General features: G+C 71.7%; 21 protein-coding genes. 6 read left to right on the top strand and 15 right to left on the bottom strand.

Annotation, left to right across the window (positions count from 1 at the left end; genetic code table 11):
- Positions 1 to 4 precede the first annotated feature (4 nt).
- The 8 genes from OHT77_RS34295 to OHT77_RS34260 all read right to left on the bottom strand — a co-directional run bounded on the left by OHT77_RS34295 (position 5) and on the right by OHT77_RS34260 (position 7,755).
- Positions 5 to 1,051 (bottom strand): zinc-dependent alcohol dehydrogenase family protein, encoded by a 1,047-nt coding sequence (locus tag OHT77_RS34295; RefSeq protein WP_328832293.1) that lies wholly within the window; start codon positions 1,049 to 1,051, stop codon positions 5 to 7.
- Between the two features lie 39 nt (positions 1,052 to 1,090).
- Positions 1,091 to 1,798, bottom strand: a complete 708-nt coding sequence (locus tag OHT77_RS34290) for a lysoplasmalogenase (protein ID WP_328832292.1) — start codon at positions 1,796 to 1,798, stop codon at positions 1,091 to 1,093.
- Positions 1,795 to 2,673: a sterol desaturase family protein gene (locus OHT77_RS34285; protein WP_328832291.1), complete on the bottom strand. Its 879-nt coding sequence runs from the start codon at positions 2,671 to 2,673 to the stop codon at positions 1,795 to 1,797. The genes OHT77_RS34290 and OHT77_RS34285 overlap by 4 nt, the downstream gene beginning before the upstream one ends.
- Positions 2,674 to 2,773: 100 nt before the next feature.
- Positions 2,774 to 3,493, bottom strand: a complete 720-nt coding sequence (locus OHT77_RS34280) for a VIT1/CCC1 transporter family protein (RefSeq protein ID WP_328832290.1) — start codon at positions 3,491 to 3,493, stop codon at positions 2,774 to 2,776.
- A 24-nt stretch (positions 3,494 to 3,517) separates the two neighbouring features.
- Entirely contained in the window at positions 3,518 to 4,783 is a 1,266-nt protein-coding gene (locus tag OHT77_RS34275) for an amidohydrolase family protein (protein ID WP_328832289.1), read from the bottom strand.
- The gene (locus tag OHT77_RS34270) at positions 4,780 to 6,063 is read right to left on the bottom strand and encodes an amidohydrolase family protein (protein ID WP_328832288.1); all 1,284 of its coding nucleotides are present in this window, start codon (positions 6,061 to 6,063) and stop codon (positions 4,780 to 4,782) included. The genes OHT77_RS34275 and OHT77_RS34270 overlap by 4 nt, the downstream gene beginning before the upstream one ends.
- Positions 6,064 to 6,073: 10 nt before the next feature.
- Positions 6,074 to 6,958: an SDR family NAD(P)-dependent oxidoreductase gene (locus OHT77_RS34265; RefSeq protein ID WP_328832287.1), complete on the bottom strand. Its 885-nt coding sequence runs from the start codon at positions 6,956 to 6,958 to the stop codon at positions 6,074 to 6,076.
- The gene (locus OHT77_RS34260) at positions 6,958 to 7,755 is read right to left on the bottom strand and encodes an acetoacetate decarboxylase family protein (protein ID WP_328832286.1); all 798 of its coding nucleotides are present in this window, start codon (positions 7,753 to 7,755) and stop codon (positions 6,958 to 6,960) included. Before OHT77_RS34260 ends, OHT77_RS34265 begins: the two co-directional genes overlap by 1 nt.
- Positions 7,756 to 7,927: 172 nt before the next feature.
- On the opposite strand from OHT77_RS34260, the gene OHT77_RS34255 reads away from it, so the two are divergent.
- The 5 genes from OHT77_RS34255 to OHT77_RS34235 all read left to right on the top strand — a co-directional run bounded on the left by OHT77_RS34255 (position 7,928) and on the right by OHT77_RS34235 (position 12,726).
- Entirely contained in the window at positions 7,928 to 8,914 is a 987-nt protein-coding gene (locus tag OHT77_RS34255) for a DEDDh family exonuclease (RefSeq protein ID WP_266767314.1), read from the top strand.
- Positions 8,915 to 8,993: 79 nt separating this feature from the next.
- Positions 8,994 to 9,227, top strand: a complete 234-nt coding sequence (locus tag OHT77_RS34250) for a hypothetical protein (protein ID WP_033286388.1) — start codon at positions 8,994 to 8,996, stop codon at positions 9,225 to 9,227.
- Between the two features lie 85 nt (positions 9,228 to 9,312).
- Complete coding sequence (locus OHT77_RS34245; RefSeq protein ID WP_328832285.1) at positions 9,313 to 10,107, top strand: SURF1 family cytochrome oxidase biogenesis protein; 795 nt, start codon at positions 9,313 to 9,315, stop codon at positions 10,105 to 10,107.
- 71 nt (positions 10,108 to 10,178) lie between these two features.
- Positions 10,179 to 11,966 (top strand): glycoside hydrolase family 15 protein, encoded by a 1,788-nt coding sequence (locus OHT77_RS34240; protein ID WP_328832284.1) that lies wholly within the window; start codon positions 10,179 to 10,181, stop codon positions 11,964 to 11,966.
- Positions 11,967 to 11,970: 4 nt separating this feature from the next.
- The gene (locus OHT77_RS34235; protein ID WP_328832283.1) at positions 11,971 to 12,726 is read left to right on the top strand and encodes an SDR family oxidoreductase; all 756 of its coding nucleotides are present in this window, start codon (positions 11,971 to 11,973) and stop codon (positions 12,724 to 12,726) included.
- 7 nt (positions 12,727 to 12,733) lie between these two features.
- Here the strand turns inward: OHT77_RS34235 and amaP are convergent, their stop codons facing one another.
- From amaP to OHT77_RS34210, 5 genes are read right to left on the bottom strand one after another with little or no spacing between them, the layout of a single operon-like run.
- Positions 12,734 to 13,321, bottom strand: a complete 588-nt coding sequence (gene amaP / locus OHT77_RS34230; protein WP_328832282.1) for an alkaline shock response membrane anchor protein AmaP — start codon at positions 13,319 to 13,321, stop codon at positions 12,734 to 12,736.
- Positions 13,318 to 13,992 carry a DUF6286 domain-containing protein gene (locus tag OHT77_RS34225; RefSeq protein ID WP_328832281.1) on the bottom strand — a complete coding sequence of 225 codons (675 nt, stop codon included), beginning with the start codon at positions 13,990 to 13,992 and terminating at the stop codon, positions 13,318 to 13,320. Before OHT77_RS34225 ends, amaP begins: the two co-directional genes overlap by 4 nt.
- Complete coding sequence (locus tag OHT77_RS34220; RefSeq protein WP_328832280.1) at positions 13,989 to 14,381, bottom strand: Asp23/Gls24 family envelope stress response protein; 393 nt, start codon at positions 14,379 to 14,381, stop codon at positions 13,989 to 13,991. The genes OHT77_RS34225 and OHT77_RS34220 overlap by 4 nt, the downstream gene beginning before the upstream one ends.
- Positions 14,378 to 14,563 carry a hypothetical protein gene (locus OHT77_RS34215; protein ID WP_328832279.1) on the bottom strand — a complete coding sequence of 62 codons (186 nt, stop codon included), beginning with the start codon at positions 14,561 to 14,563 and terminating at the stop codon, positions 14,378 to 14,380. The genes OHT77_RS34220 and OHT77_RS34215 overlap by 4 nt, the downstream gene beginning before the upstream one ends.
- Before the next feature lie 55 nt (positions 14,564 to 14,618).
- Positions 14,619 to 15,104 (bottom strand): Asp23/Gls24 family envelope stress response protein, encoded by a 486-nt coding sequence (locus OHT77_RS34210; protein WP_266767330.1) that lies wholly within the window; start codon positions 15,102 to 15,104, stop codon positions 14,619 to 14,621.
- A gap of 87 nt (positions 15,105 to 15,191) precedes the next feature.
- Here OHT77_RS34210 and OHT77_RS34205 point away from each other — a divergent pair, with 87 nt between their 5' ends.
- Positions 15,192 to 15,992, top strand: coding sequence for a nucleopolyhedrovirus P10 family protein (locus OHT77_RS34205; protein ID WP_328832278.1), 801 nt, complete (start codon positions 15,192 to 15,194; stop codon positions 15,990 to 15,992).
- A 117-nt stretch (positions 15,993 to 16,109) separates the two neighbouring features.
- Here the strand turns inward: OHT77_RS34205 and OHT77_RS34200 are convergent, their stop codons facing one another.
- On the bottom strand, positions 16,110 to 16,922 hold the full coding sequence (locus OHT77_RS34200) for an enoyl-CoA hydratase/isomerase family protein (protein WP_328832277.1): 813 nt from the start codon (positions 16,920 to 16,922) through the stop codon (positions 16,110 to 16,112).
- A 117-nt stretch (positions 16,923 to 17,039) separates the two neighbouring features.
- Entirely contained in the window at positions 17,040 to 17,258 is a 219-nt protein-coding gene (locus OHT77_RS34195) for a helix-turn-helix domain-containing protein (RefSeq protein WP_019060653.1), read from the bottom strand.
- Positions 17,259 to 17,449: the final 191 nt, after the last annotated feature.

Here is a 17,449-nt window from a genome sequence, read left to right as displayed (position 1 = left end):
TTGATCAGCCGTTGGTGACCAGGACCTTCAGGGCCGTGCGCTCGTCCATCGCCTTGTAGCCGTCGGGCACGCCCTCCAGGCCGACCGTGAGGTCGAAGACGGGCGACGGGTCGATCGTGCCGTCCAGGACGTCGGGCAGCAGTTCCGGGATGTACGCGCGGACCGGCGCGACCCCGCCGCGCAGGGCGATGTTCCGGTCGAACATGACCCCGAGGTCGAGGCCGGTGCCGCTGCCGTGCGGCACGCCGACGAAGCCGATCGCGCCGCCGTCGCGCGTGATCTCCACGGCCGTGCGCATGGACTGCTCGGTGCCGACGGCCTCGACGACGGCGTGCGCGCCCTGGCCGCGGGTGAGTTCGCGGACGGCCGCGACGGCCTCCTCGCCGCGTGCGGCGACGACGTCGGTGGCGCCGAAGCGGCGGGCGATGTCCGTACGGGTCTTGTGGCGGCCGAGCGCGATGATCCGCTCGGCGCCGAGGCGCTTGGCGGCGAGCACGGCGCACAGGCCGACCGCCCCGTCGCCCACGACGGCGACGGTGGTCCCCTTGCCGACGCCGGCGCCCAGGGCCGCGTGGTGGCCGGTGCCCATGACGTCGGACAGGGTCAGCAGCGCGGACAGCAGGTGGTCGTCGGAGGCCGCCTCCTTCGGCAGCCGTACGAGGGTGCCGTCGGCGAAGGGCACGCGTACCGCCTCGCCCTGGCCGCCGTCGTAGCCCACGGCGCCCCAGAAGCCGCCGTGCACGCAGGAGGTGGTGAGGCCCTCGCGGCAGTAGTCGCAGACGCCGTCGGACCACATGAAGGGCGCGACCACGAGGTCGCCCGTCCTGACGCCGGTCACCTCGGAGCCGGTCTCCTCGACGATCCCGAGGAACTCGTGCCCGATGCGCTGCCCCGGCTGCCGGGCCGCCTCGCCGCGGTACGCCCACAGGTCGCTGCCGCAGATGCAGGCGCGCAGCACCCGGACGACGGCGTCGGTCGGCAGCTGGACCAGGGGCTCGGGCACGTCCTCCACGCGCATGTCGAACGGGGCGTGGATGGTGGTGGCGCGCATGAGGGTCCTTCTCGTCACGGGTGTGCTGGTGCGGTGCGCTCAGGGGGTGGTCGAGCGCACTTCACGGTACGCCGCCGTCGGCGCGCGGCGCTCGGCGAGGGTGCCGAGCACGCCTTGGACCAGCAGGAACTGCGCGGCGACGTACGTCACCATGATCCAGAAGTCGGGCCTTGGCGGCTGGGGCCAGTCGGCGACGCCGGTCGCGATGAGGGTGTCGGAGACCATGAAGAGCGCCCCGCCGAGCCCCGCGACGGGGCCGAGCCGGACGACCGCGGCGCACGCCATGGCCGTGAGGAGGGCGCTGTAGCCGGCCACCGGGATGCGCAGGTCCGCCGGGAGGTCGGGCCACAGCAGCGTGACGGTGACGGCAAGAGCGACGGCGTACCCGCCGACGAGGAGACCGGCACGCGCGCGTGGAGCGCGTTCCGGGCCGCCGTACGTCCTGAAGAGGGCGAGGTAGCAGACATGGCCCGCCGCGAAGCCGGCCATGCCGGCGAGGAAGGCGGGGTCGGCGTCCGAGAGCAGCAGGGTGTCGCCGCCCCAGCCGAAGAGGAGCGCGGCGACGAGGAGCCGGGGTGCGCCGCGCAGGGCCGCGTACGCGGCGAGGAGCGGCATCAGGAGAGGCTTGGCGACGGTGTGGGCGGGGTCGTGACCGACGGCGAGCGCGAGCAGGTCCACGAGGGCGGCGAGACCGAAGGCCGCCAGGAGAACGCGTGCGGCGGCCGGGTGTCCGGGACGTGGGTTCACGCGGCCGCGGTCTCCTCGGCGGCCGGAGCGCCCTCTGCCACGGCGGGTGCCGGCTGCCAGCCCGGTCCCCGGAAGACGCGCCCCGCGCGCTCGCGCCAACTGGTCGCCGTCTTCAGGTCCTTGGCGATGGCGACGTACTCATGGGTGGCGACCTTGATCGGGTTGAACGTGTTGATGTTCTTGGTCAACCCGTAGACGGGCCGCTCAACCTCGGGCACGAACGACCCGAAGAGCCGGTCCCAGAGGATGAGGATGCCGCCGAAGTTGCGGTCCAGATAGCCGCCCTGGGAGGCGTGGTGGACCCGGTGGTGGGACGGGGTGTTGAAGACGAACTCAAACCAGCGGGGCATACGGTCGATCCGCTCGGTGTGGATCCAGAACTGGTAGACGAGGTTCGCCGAGGAGCAGAACGCGAGCGCGGCGGGGTGCACGCCCAGGGCGACGAGCGGAACGTAGAACGGCCACACCGTGAGGGTCGTCCAGGGCTGGCGCAGGGCCGTGGTGAGGTTGAACTTGCGGCTGGAGTGGTGGACGACGTGGCAGGCCCACAGGATGCGGATGACGTGGTGGCCGCGGTGGGACCAGTAGTAGAAGAAGTCCTGGCCGAGCAGCATCAGCGGGATCGTCCACCACAGGACGGGCACGCGCAGCGGGGTGAGTTCGTAGATCGCGGTGTAGATCGCGACGATCGGGATCTTCCAGAGGAAGTCGAAGACGAGGCTCCCGAGCCCCATGCCGAGACTCGTCGCGGCGTCCTTCGCCTCGTAGCCCGCCGCGTCCTCGTCGGGGTGGACGCGCACGCTGATCATCTCGATCACGGTGAGCAGCGCGAAGGCGGGTATCGACCAGAGCACGGCATCGGGCAGGTTCGGCATGGATGAACCGTAGGACCGCACATCGGCCGCGACTAGACGTTGTTACCCACAAGTATTACCGGGGGTACGCGCTTGCTTGTTGGTGATCTCCGCCAACGCGTCAGGCTCCGGCCGCCCCGAGGAGCGTCCCCGCCACGTACGTCACCGCCATCGCCAGCGCTCCCCCGGCCACGTTCCGCGCCATCGCCGGCTTCGGGGCGGCCGCGCCGAGGCGGGCGCTGGCCCAGCCGGTGAGGACGAGGGCCGCGAGGGAGGAGACGACGGTGACGCCGAGGCGCCAGTCGGCCGGGGGCAGGACGATCGCCAGGAGGGGCAGCAAGGCGCCGATCGTGAAGGACAGGAAGCTCGCCCCGGCCGCGTGCCAGGGGTTGGTGAGGTCGTCGGGGTCGATGTTGAGCTCCACGCGCGCGTGGGCGCGCAGTGCGTCGCGTTCCGTGAGCTGGGCCGCCGCCTCCATGGCCACGTCCCGGGTCAGCCCGCGGTCCTGGAGGAGTTCGGTCAACTCCTCCAGTTCCGCCTCCGGTTGCTCCTTCAGCTCGCGCTTCTCCATGGCCAGGGCGGCCTTCTCCGAGTCGCGCTGCGTCGAGACGGACACGTACTCCCCCGCCGCCATCGACATGGAGCCGGCGAGGAGACCCGCGAGGCCGGCCGTCAGCAGCGCCGTGCGGTCGTCCGTGGCGCCGGCCACGCCGACGACGAGTCCGGCGGTCGACAGGATGCCGTCGTTCGCGCCGAGGACCGCGGCCCGCAGCCAGTTCAGCCGGGAGCCGAGGCTGCCGCCGTGGGCCTCGGAGTGGGACTCGACGTTGGTTTCAGTCACCCCCGGAGGATTCCACCCCGGGCCTCACCACACCCGTACCGACGCTCCCCGCGCGAACACCGGGCTCGTCGCGCCGGCCGGCGGTTCGGCGAGGGGCTCCGCGATCTCGCTCACCAGGGGGCCGACCTTCGCCGCGACCGGGTCCAGGGCGTCGAGGTCGAAGCCGTACACGCGGGCCGCGTTGCCGCCGAGCATGGCGGCGACCTCGTCGCGCGGCACGCGCGCGTACGCGAAACGGAGGCCCTCCCTGGAGTACGGGTACGTGCCCTCGTCGTGCGGGAAGTCGCTGCCCCACATGATCTTCTCGATGCCGATGCGGTCGCGCAGGGGCACCTCATGGGGGCGCATGAAACTGGCGCCCACGAAGCAGTTGTCGCGCCATACCTCCGACGGACCCTTCCCCATGGAGGCGGCCAGTCCCGCGCCGAACTTGGACTCCGCGGTCGATGCCTTCGTAGCCGCCGCGACCAGCCTGCCGTGGTAATAATCCAGCATGTCGAGCACCCCGGGTATCCATCCGGAGCCCTGCTCGGTCAGGACCAGTCGCAGGTCCGGGTGGCGGCGGAAGGCACCGCCGAAGATGAGGTGCCACAGGGCGCGGTGCGAGAACCAGGTCGTCTCGACCATGTACACCGCGCGGGCGGCCGGTTCGTCGCCCAGGGGCGGGGACGCCGAGCCCGCGTGGTGGTTGACGGGGACGCCGAGTTCCGCGCACACGGCCCAGATCGGGTCGTACGCCGACGAGTACAGCTCCGGCAGTCCGGAACCCGGAGGGGTGCCCGGCAGCAGGAGACCGCCCCGGAGGCCCGCCGCGACGGCCCACCGGATCTCCTTGACGGCCTCCTGGACGTCGTTCAGGAGGATCTGGAAGACACCCGCCCGTCGGCCCGGTGCGGCCGAACAGAAGTCCGCCAGCCAGCGGTTGTGGGCGCGCAGGCCGGCCCAGCGGCGCCGGAACTCCTCGGCGGTGGGCGCGGGCGCCATCAGGGAGCCGGACGGGAAGAACGGCGGGATGGTGTTCGGGAAGACGACCTCCGCGACGATCCCGTCCTGCTCCAGCTCCGCGATCCGCCGCGCGGAGTTCCAGTTCCGGTCGGCCGTGTCGGCGACCAGGTCCTCGTACGGATTGACGTAGGTGGCCGCCCACGCGTCGAACTCGTCGTGGTACCGCTGCTCCAGGTAGGGCCTGTAGTCGAGGAGATCGGCGCCCGCGTGGCAGTCGGCGGAGATGACCGTGTACCGGTCCGCGCCGTCGGGGCCCACCGGGTCCAGGGAGTCCGTCGCGCTCATGGCGTCGCCCCCAGGACCGGGAAGTCGTGGTCGGTCAGCCAGTGCCGCCCCACCTCCCGCGAGCGCGCCCAGGACGCCCTCACGGCCTCCTGGTCGTCCTGCTGGCCGAGTTCGGCGGGGGTCGGGCCGATCCGGCGGGCCAGCGGGCTCAGCGCGGCCACGTCGAAGCCGAAGGCGTCCGCCGCCGCGAGACCCAGCATGCGGCGGGTCTCGTCGACCGGGATGTCGTGGAAGGTGCGCTTCAGCCACGCGCGCGTGTCGGGCCAGGTGCCCTCGGGGTGCGGGAAGTCGCTGCCCCAGAGGATGTTGTCGACGCCGATCTCGTAGCGCTGCGCCAGTTCACGGCGCTTGGTGTTGGTGGCGCAGATGAAGACCTGGCGGTCGAGGTACTCGTGTGGCGGCCGCTTCAGCTCCGCGAACGGAGACAGCTTCTTGCCGCCGTGGGCGCCCAGGTAGAGGCGGTCCATGAACCACAGCTGGTTCGGCAGCCACCAGCAACCCGACTCCGCCACACCGAACTTGAGGCCCGGGTGGCGTTCGAAGACTCCGGACCAGAGCAGGAACCAGAGCGGCCGGGCGGGCCACCAGGTCACCTCGCTCACGTAGATGCCCAGGTGGTCGCCGTACTCGTGGCGGGGCGCCGCCCCGGAGTGGGTCAGTACGGGCATCCCGCACTCGGCGGCGGCCGCCCACACGGGGTCGTAACGGCGGTCGTGGTAGGGCTCCTTGTCGACCCACATGGAGGGGATCATCAGGGCGCCGAGACCGGACTCCTTGGCGCGGTGGATCTCCGCGACGGCCTTCTCCGTAGGGGCCGTTATCGGCAACAGGGCGACTCCGCAGTGCCGTTCGGGGTGCTCGGAGACGAAGTCGGCGAGCCAGCGGTTGTGCGCCTGGGCGCCCGCCATGCCCAACTCGGGGTCCTGGTCCCCGGAGAGGCCGAGGCCCACTCCGAAGGGCGCGGCCGTCTGGCTGTCGACGGCGTCGGCGTCCGGGAAGACCACCTCGGCGGCCACCCCGTCCCCGTCCAGCTCCTTGAGGCGCTGCGCGCTGTCCCAACCGCCGCGCAGGCCTTCCTCGTTGTCGTGGAACCACTTGGCGGCGAACGCCTCGTTGCGGATGCCCAGCCGGGTCATCTCCTCGCGGCGCCGGTCGCGTCCGGCGAGGAACTCGTCGAAGTCCCGGTGGAACCGGGCGTCCAGATAGGGCCGGTACTCCTCGGTGGGCAGCCCGGCGTGGCAGTCGGAGGAGATGATCAGGTACGGCTCCTGGTCGGTCACAACAGCCCCCTCAGTCCAGGATGAAGCTTTCGAGGTACGACGGGTTCGTCCGGTCGAGCATCGAGCCGGCCCGTGCCCGGATCTGGGCGTCGCTGTGCTCGCTCTCGGGCAGCATCCAGAAGCGGTCCGCCCGGATGCCGTCCACGACGAGCTCGGCGACCTCCTCCACGGGCGTGAAGGCGACCTCCTTGCCGGCCTCCTTCATCGCGCTCTCCCACTGGCCGAGGCTGCGGTACGGCGTCCTGCGGGGGCGCTCCTTGGCGTACCGGGCGGGCCGGTTGCGGTGCGACTCCCACAGGCCGGTGCGCAGCATGTGGGGCCCCGGGAAGAGCACCGAGGCGCCCACGCGCGCGTGCTCCGCCCTCAGGTGGGCGTACAGGGACTCGGTCATCGTGACGACGGCCGCCTTGGTGACGGCGTACACGGAGGCGGTGGGCAGCGGAGCGATCCCGCCGTCCCCGGAGGACGTGTTGACGACATGACCGGGTTGATCGGACTTGATCATCCTCGGGACGAACGCCTGGATGCCGTGGAAGACGCCCCACACGTTGACGGCGAACGCCCACTGCCAGTCGTTCGGTTCGTGCTCCCACATCCGGCCCTCGGCACCCGAGCCGACCCCGGCGTTGTTGCACAGGACGTCGACGGCGCCGTACGTCTCGTAGGCCGACTCGGCCAGATCCAGGACCTGTTGGCGTACGCCGACGTCAACCACGCGCGCGTGCACGTCGGCTCCGTCGGCACGCAGGTCGGCGGCGGCCTTGTCCAGGGCGCCCTGCTCGACGTCGGCGAGGACCACCTTGAGTCCCTCGGCGGCGAACCGCCGTGCCATCGCGAGCCCGATCCCGCTCGCCGCCCCGGTGACGACGGCGACCTGACCCTCCCTCAGTTCCATCAGACGCTCCCCTCGGGAGGCCCGTCGTGGATCTGGAGCGGGTCGTCGTAGCGCTGGTGGATGTACGGCAACAGGGCCTGCGCGTCGACCCGTTCGACGACCTTGCCGCGCTGGTCGCTGGTCTTCTCGCCGATGGTGATGTCGACGAGGGAGCGCACGGGCAGGTCGGCGACCGGGTCGTACATGGACTCGCGCAGGACGACGTCCCCGGTGACGCGTTCCAGTCGGCGGACCTTCTCGTTGCGCAGGCAGTGCACGAGCACCGGGTCGGCGTCGAAGCCCGAACCGTCCACCGCGGGAAGGAACTTGAAGTAGAAGTCGGTCTTCTGCGTCGGCCCCGGGAGGGGCAGTTCCTCGCTGACGGCGCCGCGGACCTCGACGAAGGCGATGCCGTGCCGGGCCAGGGACGCGCGCACGACGAGGCCCACGCGCTCGACGGTCACCTCGCCGAGTTTCTTGGGCTCCCCGAAGACCTCACGTCCGCCGGTGAGGGCCCGTTCGTGGGTCATCGGCATCACCAGGGGGTACCAGCCCTCGACGCCGTCGTGCGCGGCGGCGACCGCCAACGAGCCCGCGCCCAGGGGGTATCCGGTCAGTTCGACCTTGCTGATGTTCACCCGGACCAGGGGCCGCCCGGTGGGCTTGAGGGGCGGCGGCAGGACCGCCGCGACCGCGTCAGGGTCGCTCTCCCAGACGGCCACCACACCGGTGGACCAGATGTCCGGGAGTCTGGAACTCGCCGTGCGCGCGGCGGCGATCTCCGCCTCGGTCCGTGCCCCGTACCGTACGCGTGCCATACGCCGTACCGCCCTTCGTAGGCCGTCATCCGTCAGGCGGGCAGCACGGTCGCACCGGGCGGGCAAAAGGTCCATAGCCACGCGCACGCGCATTCGGCGGACCCGAACGGGCGGGCGGGGCGGGCGACCTGAGGGACAGGGCTGTCAGTGGCGGCCCGTATCCTCAGTGACCATGCTCGAAGACCACTCGCCCGCAGTGTCCGCAGCCGCTCCGTGGCCGGCCGCGTATCCCCAGGGGTACGCGGTAGTTGACGTGGAGACCACCGGCCTGGCCCGGGACGACCGGATAATCTCCGCGGCCGTCTACCGCCTGGACGCGCTCGGCGAGGTCGAGGACCACTGGTACACGATGGTCAACCCGGAGCGCGATCCCGGCCCTGTGTGGATCCACGGTCTGACGAGTGACGTCCTGGAGGGCGCGCCCCTCTTCAAGGACATCGCCGACGAGTTCGCGACCCGCCTGGAGGGCCGCGTGCTGGTCGCGCACAACGCGGTCTTCGACTGGCAGATGATCGCGCGGGAGTACGCGCGCGTGCAGATCGATCCGCCGGTCCGTCAGCGGCTGTGCACCATCGCCCTGTCGAAGGAGCTGAGCCTCCCGCTGCCCAACCACAAACTGGAGTCCCTGGCCGCGCACTTCGGTGTCGTGCAGCAGCGCGCGCACCACGCGCTCGACGACGCGCGCGTGCTCGCCGAGGCGTTCCGGCCGAGCCTGCGCGCGGCGGCCCGGGGCGGCGTACGGCTGCCGCTGCACGAGTGCCGGCCGCTGACCGAGTGGGCGGACCGGCCCGCGCCCCGGATCGGCCAGCAGGCGGGCGGCTACAGCGGCTACGGAGCGGGCAGTTGGCGACCCGCGCGCAAGCGGCCCGCGTGCCCGTACCCGAACCCGGGACGGTTCGAGGACGGCAGGCCGCTCAAGCAGGGGATGCGGATCGCGTTCTCCGGGGACACGTCCATCGAGCGCGAGCTGCTGGAGGACCGTGCCGTGGAGGCGGGTCTGCATGTCGCGACGAGCCTGTCCCGGCTGACCAGCCTGCTCGTCACGAACGACCCGGACTCGGGCACGTCGAAGGTCGTCAAGGCCAAGCAGTTCGGCACCCCGGTGGTGGACGAGGCGGCGTTCGGACAGCTGCTGCGGGACGTCGAGGCGGCGGACTGACCGTACGGACGGGTGATTGTCGTACGACGCGCCCCGCGCGCGCTCGCCCGTGCCGGGCGGACGGCCCACCCTGTGGCGCATGGCGAGATGTGAAGTGTGTGGCAATGACTACGGCATGAGCTTCGAGGTGCACGCGCAGGGCGCGGTGCACGTCTTCGACTGCTTCTCCTGCGCGATCCACCGCATGGCCCCCATCTGCGAGCACTGCCGGGTGCAGATCATCGGCCAGGGCGTGGAGGTCGAGGGCCGCTGGTTCTGCGGGGGCCACTGCGCCCGGGCGGAGGGGATGGTGGGGATCATCGACAAGGTGTGACCCGCCGGTCTTCCGGAATCCGCGACCCGTATCCCTTCCGGTACCCCCCTGAATGCGCCCCACGACCGAGTTGTACGGTCGTGGGGTGTACCGCTTCCTGATGTCCCGGCAGTGGGTGATCCTCGCGTTGATCACCCTCCTCCTGATCCCGACGATGATCAGGCTGGGCATCTGGCAGATGCACCGCTACGAGATGCGCAGCGCCCGCAACCAGTTGGTGACGGACGCGCTGCACGCCAAGCCGGTCCCCGTGGAGACGATCAGCTCCCCCGGGCACGCGGTGACCCGTAAGGAGAAGTACCGCACCGTCACCGCGACGGGCACCTTCGAGACCTCCAAGGAAGTCGTCGTCCGGCGCCGCACCAATGGCGACGACGAGGTCGGCTTCCACGTCCTCACCCCGTTCGTGCTGACGGACGGCAAGGTCGTGTTGATCAACCGTGGATGGATCCCGGCGACCGGCGCGCAGACCACGTTCCCGAGGATCCCCGCGCCGCCGAGCGGGAAGACGACCATCACGGGGCGTCTGATGGCCGACGAGACGACCGCGGCCAGCGGCATCAAGGACATCAAGGGCCTGCCCGACCGCCAGATCATGTTGATCAACAGTGAGGAGCAGGCGCGCCGCCTGCACGCCACGGTGGTCGGCGGCTATGTGGAGCAGACCGCGCCGGAGGCGAAGGGCGGCTCCCCGGAGCAGATCTCCGACCCGGGCAAGGAAGACGCCCCGCTGAACTACGCGTACATGATCCAGTGGTGGCTGTTCGCGGCGGCCGTGCCCGTCGGCTATGTGGTCCTCGCCCGCCGCGAGGCTCGCGACCGCCGGGAGGCGGCCGCGAAGGAAGAGGAGACGGCGGAGGCCGAGCCCGCGACCGTGTGAGCTGGGCCTCTCTTCACCCGCCCGGCCCCGAACCAAGATTGCTCCGTCGGCAGGGAGGGAACCCGCACCCCGTGCACCCACGTATCGAGGACTACGCCCTCATCGGCGACGAACAGACCGCGGCTCTGATCGGCATGGACGGCTCGGTCGACTGGCTGTGTCTGCCGCGCTTCGACTCGGCCGCCTGCTTCGCGAGACTGCTCGGTGGCGAGGACAACGGCCACTGGCGCATCGCCCCCGAGGGAGCGGACCGCTGCACCCGCCGCGCCTACCGCCCCGACACCCTCGTCCTGGACACGGAGTGGGAGACCGCCGAGGGCACGATCCGTGTCACCGACCTGATGCCCCAGCGCCACCGCGCCCCCGACGTCGTACGCATCGTCGAGGGCCTCAGCGGCAAGGTCACCGTCCGGAGCACCCTGCGGCTGCGCTTCGACTACGGCGCGGTCGTGCCCTGGATGCGCAGGTCCGACGGGCACCACGTGGCCGTCGCGGGCCCCGACTCGGTGTGGCTGCGCAGCGAGCCCGAAGTGCACACCTGGGGCGAGGACTTCAGCACTCACTCGGAGTTCACCGTCGAGGCCGGCGAGAAGGTCGCCTTCGTCCTCACCTGGCACCCCTCGCACGAGCCCCGTCCGGCGCTCGTCGACCCGTACGAGTCGCTGCGCACCAGCGTCTCGGACTGGGAGCGCTGGGCGGCCCGCTGCCGCTACGACGGCCCCTACAGGGACGTCGTCGTGCGCTCCCTGATCACGCTCAAGGCCCTCACCTACCGTCCGACGGGCGGCATCGTCGCCGCGGCCACCACCTCCCTCCCGGAGGAGATGGGCGGCGTCCGCAACTGGGACTACCGCTACTGCTGGCTGCGCGACTCGACGCTCACCCTGGGTGCCCTGGTCTCGGCGGGCTACCACAAGGAGGCCGAGGCCTGGCGCGACTGGCTGCTGCGCGCGGTCGCGGGCGACCCGGCCGACCTGCAGATCATGTACGGCGTCGCGGGCGAGCGTCGGCTCCCCGAGTTCGAGCTGCCGCACCTCTCCGGGTTCGGCGGTTCGGCGCCCGTGCGGATCGGCAACGGCGCCGTCAACCAGCTCCAACTCGACGTCTACGGGGAGGTGATGGACTCCTTGTGGCTGGCCCGGCGCGCGGGTCTGTCGCCCAAGCCGCACATGTGGTCCCTGCAGAGCGTCCTCCTGGACTGGCTGCGCGACCAGTGGAAGCAGCCGGACGAGGGCCTCTGGGAGGTGCGCGGCGGGCGCCGGCACTTCGTGCACTCCAAGGTGATGGTCTGGGTCGCAGCCGACCGCGCGGTGCGCACCCTGGAGGAGTACGCCGACCTGTCGGGCGACCTGGAGGGCTGGCGCGAGCTCCGCGACGAGGTGCACCGGGACGTGTGCGAGAAGGGCTACGACCCCGAACGCAACACGTTCACGCAGTACTACGGGTCGCAGGAACTCGACGCCGCCCTCCTGCTCATCCCCCGCTTCGGCTTCCTGCCCGCCGACGACCCCCGGGTGGTCGGCACGGTCGACGCAGTCCACGAGGCACTCGGCCACGACGGTTTCGTACGCCGCTACGACACCGCGGCCGACACCCCCGTGGACGGGCTCCCCGGCGACGAGGGCGCCTTCCTGGCGTGTTCCTTCTGGCTCGTGGACGCCCTCCAGATGACGGGCCGCAGGAAGGAGGCCCGGGTGCTGTTCGAGCGCCTGGTGGGCCTCGCGAACGACGTGGGGCTGCTCGCGGAGGAGTACGACCCGGTGGCGGGCCGTCAGCTGGGCAACTTCCCGCAGGCGTTCAGCCACATCGGCCTGGTGAACACCGCCCTCGCCCTGTTCGGGGACGAGGAGGCAGGATAGGGCCATGGATCTTGGACTGAAGGACCGCGTGTACGTCGTCACCGGGGCCACCCGCGGGCTCGGCAACGCCACCGCGCGCGAGTTGCTCGCCGACGGTGCGAAGGTGGTCGTCACCGGGCGGGACGAGCAGCGGGCCGCCGACGCGGCGGCCGAGCTGGGGCCGAACGCGGTCGGCGTGGCCGTCGACAACGCCGACGCGGAGGCGCCGGCCCGGCTGATCGCCGCCGCGCGCGAGCACTTCGGGGGCTTCGACGGCATCCTCGTGAGCGTCGGCGGCCCGCCGCCCGGGTTCGTCGCGGACACGACCGACGAGCAGTGGCAGACGTCGTTCGAGTCGGTGTTCCTGGGCGCGGTGCGGCTCGCGCGCGCGGCGGCCGAGGAGCTGGCGCCGGGCGGTGTCATCGGGTTCGTGCTGTCCGGTTCGGTGCACGAGCCGATCCCCGGGCTGACGATCTCGAACGCGCTGCGGCCGGGTCTCGCCGGGTTCGCGAAGTCCCTCGCGGACGAGCTGGGGCCGCGCGGCATCCGTGTCGTGGGGCTGCTCCCGGCCCGTATCGACACGGACCGGGTGCGTGAGCTGGACGGCCTGTCCGCGGACCCGGAGGCCACGCGTGCGGCCAACGAGGCGCGGATCCCGCTGCGGCGCTACGGGAGTGCCGACGAGTTCGGGCGGGTGGCGGCGTTCCTGCTGTCGCCGGCCGCGTCCTACCTGACGGGGATCATGGTCCCTGTGGACGGCGGTATGCGGCACGGCTTCTGACGTACCGTCAACTCACCCTTTCCGCGCGGTGCTTGACGCCGGTCAGGCGGACCTCCGTCGGCAGGCTCTCCAGGCCCGCCGAATCGCGCGCGTGGGACAGGGCGTTGGCCGTCAGGTGGTCGAGGGCGACTCCGGGGTCCACGTGCGGTTCCAGGCTGAGCTGGACGCGGGCCTCGGGGGCCGTACGGGTCCCGGCGAGCCGCACGTGCGCGTGCGCCACGCCGTCCAGTTCGCCCGCGTCGCCGGCGAGGACGCCCTCCAGGGCCCGGCCCCGCAGCAGCGCGCCCTCGCCGTCACCGGTGCGGACGGAGACCTCGGTGAGCCGACGCCTGCGCAGGACCGCGACGAGCCACCACAGGGCGAGCAGGACGAGGACCGCGAGCACGGCGAGGACCGTCGGCCACCACCAGCCGTCGCTCCGCCAGCGGGTGCGCCGGGCGGCGCTCAGCAGGACGTCGTGGCGCCCGTCGTAGATCCACCAGGAGGGCGGGTTCGCGCCGAGGCCGACGGCCAGGACGGAGCCGCCGAACACGAGCAGTACGAGGCCCACTACACCGATCAGCACGCGGTTGACGATCCTGAGCACCGGCCTCATCCCTTCCGTCCGGAACGGCCGACATGCACCGACAGCGCGGGCGGCCGGGCGAGTCCGAGCCCGGTGATCGCGTCGCCGAGCACGGCGTCCAAGTCGGCCCGTACGTCGTCGAGTTCACGGAAATGCGACACCGCGCGGACGTCGGCTTTCTTCCGGCTCGTCCGTACGCGCACCGACTGCACGCCCGAGACCTCCATGGCCCGGTCGCGCAGCACCATCGCGGCGGCGGAGCGCTGGAGGCCGGCCCGGACGTCGGCGTGGGTGCGGCGCATCGTCAGCACCTGGCGCAGTCCGGGGGTGAGCGCGAGCACGACCAGCAGCAGGCCGAGGGCGGCGGCGATTCCGGCGCCGACGAGGACCCAGGTGTCGTCCAGGGGCCGTTCGGCGAGCTGCCGGGCCAGTGCGCGGCGCCAGTGCATCGCGGGCCGCTCGGCGCGGACGGCGGCGACGTCGTAGAGCAGGACGCCCGCGCCGGCCAGCAGCAGGACGGCGACGATGCCAGCGGGGACGCGGCGCGCCGACCAGAAGCGGCCGCCCTTGCCGTCGCCGTCGTGGACGACGGGAACGTCGTAGTCGGATGCGGCGGTATACCCGCCGTGTCCGGGATCGGTGTCCTTCTCGATGACCGGTAGTCGTTGGGTCGTGCCTTCGGAGCCCTGGGGCTCGCTCATCGCGTCCTCCCCTGTGCCGCGCGGTGCGCATGTGCCGGATGCAGCCGTTCCACATGGACGGCGACCTCGGGTACCTCCATGCCCACCAACGCGCGTACCCGCTGAACCACCTGTCGACGCACCCGAGTACAGCGGTCGCCGATATCGCAGGGATAGCCGAGTTCGAGGTGCACGCGCACGCGTACCGTGTCGTGGTGTACGACGACGGTCGCATGCGGCGGCGCGACCTCCGGGGGCAGCGGTCCGAGCGCCTCACGCGCGGCCTGCGCGGCGATCTTCGCCACCACCCGGTCGGCGATCCGGGTGGCGCCCCGCTCGCCGGGCGCGACGACCGCCGCGGGTGCGCCGCGCTCGTCGACGGCGCTGTCCCCGCCGCTCACGGGTGTCATCGCCGCCGGTCGTCACGCGAGCGGAAGAAGTCGCCGAGTTCCAGGTCCCCCTCGAGGAACCGGCCGACGACGTACCCGACGGCGCCCAGGGCCGCCACCAGCAGGAACGCCCCGAACCCGCCGAAGTATCCGGCGAAGCCCAGCGCCATTCCGGCGATCATGCCGACCACGGCCCTGCTCATCCTGCGCTCCTCAGCTCGTTCGTCGGCCCGCTCGTTGACTCGTACGCCGGATCGGTCACTGGAGCCTGGGCTCCGGTTCGTCGTCCTCCTCGTCCGGCAGCTTCACGTCGCTGACCGCGATGTTGACCTCGACGACCTCGAGGCCGGTCATCCGCTCCACGGCCGCGATGACGTTCTCCCGTACGGCTCGGGCGACGTCCGCGATGGACACGCCGTAGTCGACGACGATCTCCAGGTCGAGCGCGGTCTGCACCTCGCCGACCTCTGCCTTGACACCTCTGGACACCGATTTCGAACCGCCTGGGACCCGGTCGCGCACGGCCCCGAAGGTGCGGGACAGTCCGCTGCCCATGGCGTGGACGCCGAGGACGTCCCGGGCGGCGAGCCCGGCGATCTTCTCCACGACGCCGTCGGCGATCGTCGTCCGTCCCCTGGACGCGGGGTCGCCGCCGCCGCGCTTGGTCGGGGTTTTGCGCGTCTGCAGGGGCTCCCGGTCGCCGTCGGGGTCCTGTGTCCGGTTCCGCTCCGTCATGTCGGTCATCGCCGTACATCCCTTTCGGTCGTCGTCCTTCGACCACGGTAGTTCCGGTTGCGCGGTCTCGCGCTGGAGATGCGGCAGGCTGAGGGCATGACGGCGGACGCGTGGACGCGAGCGGTACGGCATCAACTCCGGCTCGGCAGATTGCTGCCACTGGGTGACCGGCGGGACGGCGCGTGGGTCGCCGAGCGGGCGGCGGAAGCGGTGCTGCGGGGCGCCGCGGAGCGGGTTCGGGGCGTGCGGCTGGGCGCGCTGCGGATCGCCCTCGCCGATCCCGGGGATACGCAGGAACCCGCCGTACCGCCTCCGCCGGGCGCGCTGCCGCCCGGCCCGCTGCGGATCACGGCCGGCTTCGCGGCGGTGGCCACGGAACCCCTGCCGGAGGCGGCGTCCCGCCTGCGTACGGCGCTGGCGACGGCCTCGGCGGAGCGGCTCGGGCTGGTGGTGGCGGAGATCGATCTACAGGTGACGGTCCTGTTGGACCATATGGACGACATTGCCGTCGACGACGACGTTGACGCCCTTGACCACCTGGACGACGCCGACCGTCTGGACGCTGCGGATCATGACCCTGCCGACGACATTGACCATGTTGATGACGTTGATCAGGTGGACGGTATTGACGGCGACGCCGCCTCCCAGGTCGCCGCAGCCGCGCTCGCCGTCCCGGGTGTGGTCCGGCTGACCGGTGCGCTGGGTGGCCTCGGCCGGGCGGTGCACATGGAGGACGTCGCGGGCGAGGGGGCGCTGCCGCGTCTCCACGCGCGTGTGGAGCTCGCGGTGCGCGCGGACCGCCGGGCCGTGGATGTGGCCCGGGAGGTCCGCGCGGCGGTCGGCGAGGCGCTCCCGGCCCACCCGACCGTGGCCGTACTGGTCACCAAGGTGGACTGACGGCACGGTGGGTGGGTGGCGAGGTGGGCCGACGGCCCTGAAGGTAAATCGGCGGCCCTGAAGGTGGACCGGCGGCCCTGAGAATGGGCCGGCGGTCCGGAAGGTGGGCCGACGGCCTTACTCGCCGACGCCTGCCAGGTCCCGCAGCCGGCGCGCCTGCGCGGCCCGCTCGGCGGCGCGCTGGTCGTCGTAGGCGCGGCCCTGGACGCCCTGGAGCAGCGCCTTGGTCTCGATGACGGCGTCGCGCGGGGCGGCCAGCAGCGCGGTCGTCAGGTCGCGTACGGCGTCCTCGAGCTGGTCGGCGGGGACGGCGATGTTCGCGAGGCCGGTGCTGACGGCCTCCTCGGCCAGGACGGAGCGGCCCGTCGCGCAGATCTCGAGCGCGCGGGCGTAGCCGACAAGGCCCACCAGGGGGTGCGTGCCGGTCAGGTCGGGCACCAGGCCGAGGCTGGTCTCGCGCATGGCGAACTGCACGTCGTCGGCGACGACGCGCAGGTCACAGGCGAGGGCGAGCTGGAATCCGGCGCCGATGGCATGCCCCTGGACGGCGGCGATGGACACGAGGTCGCTGCGCCGCCACCAGGTGAAGCCTTCCTGGTACTCGGCGATGGCCCCGTCGAGCACGGAGTCGTCGCTGTGCGCGAGGTCGATGAACGACGGTTCGCCGTCGAAGCCCTCGGGCGTGAACGCCCGCCGGTCGAGTCCGGCCGAGAAGGACTTGCCCTCGGCGCGCAGCACCACGACGCGGACGGTGCCCGGCAACGACCGTCCGGCCTCCGCCAACGCCCGCCACAGAGCAGGACTTTGAGCGTTGCGCTTGGCCGGGTTGGTCAGGGTCACCGTGGCGATCGCGTCGTCGACGGTGAGCCGTACGCCGTCCTTGTCGAGTACGGGACCGAGGTCCTTGTCGTCCTGTTCGGGCGAAGCCATGGGGCGCCTCCGATGTGTGCGGTCAGCAGAGCAGAGCTAAGTGACTGCACAGTAACCACCCGGCCGGTCAGTCGTCCGACCGGGTGGCCACCATCGAAACCGATGGGCCGCCCGGGATCAGGCCGAAGCCTTCTTGCCCCGGGTCGCCCCGCCACGCCCACGGAGCGTGACGCCCGACTCACTGAGCATCCGGTGGACGAAGCCATACGAACGGCCGGTCTCCTCGGCCAGCGCTCGGATGCTCGCACCGGAGTCGTACTTCTTCTTCAGGTCTGCCGCGAGCTTGTCGCGCGCGGCGCCGGTTACCCGGCTGCCCTTCTTCAGAGTCTCGGCCACCCGTGCCTCCTCATGGGAAGTGCGCTCTTGGTCTCCTCATGATCACCCCTCCAAGCGTTCATGGCCACCCATTCGGCAAGGTCCGTAAGACAAGGTTTTGACGACAGGAGCGCGTCCCCACATGTGGAATGTGGAATTCCATAGGGCGCTGTCCGTACGGCCGAACGAGTTGTTCCGCGAAGTACCTGGTC

Source organism: Streptomyces sp. NBC_00252 (assembly GCF_036187565.1).
Classification (GTDB): domain Bacteria; phylum Actinomycetota; class Actinomycetes; order Streptomycetales; family Streptomycetaceae; genus Streptomyces.
The sequence above is the reverse complement of the archived record's forward strand: the minus strand, read 5'-3'. Positions and strand labels throughout refer to the sequence as shown.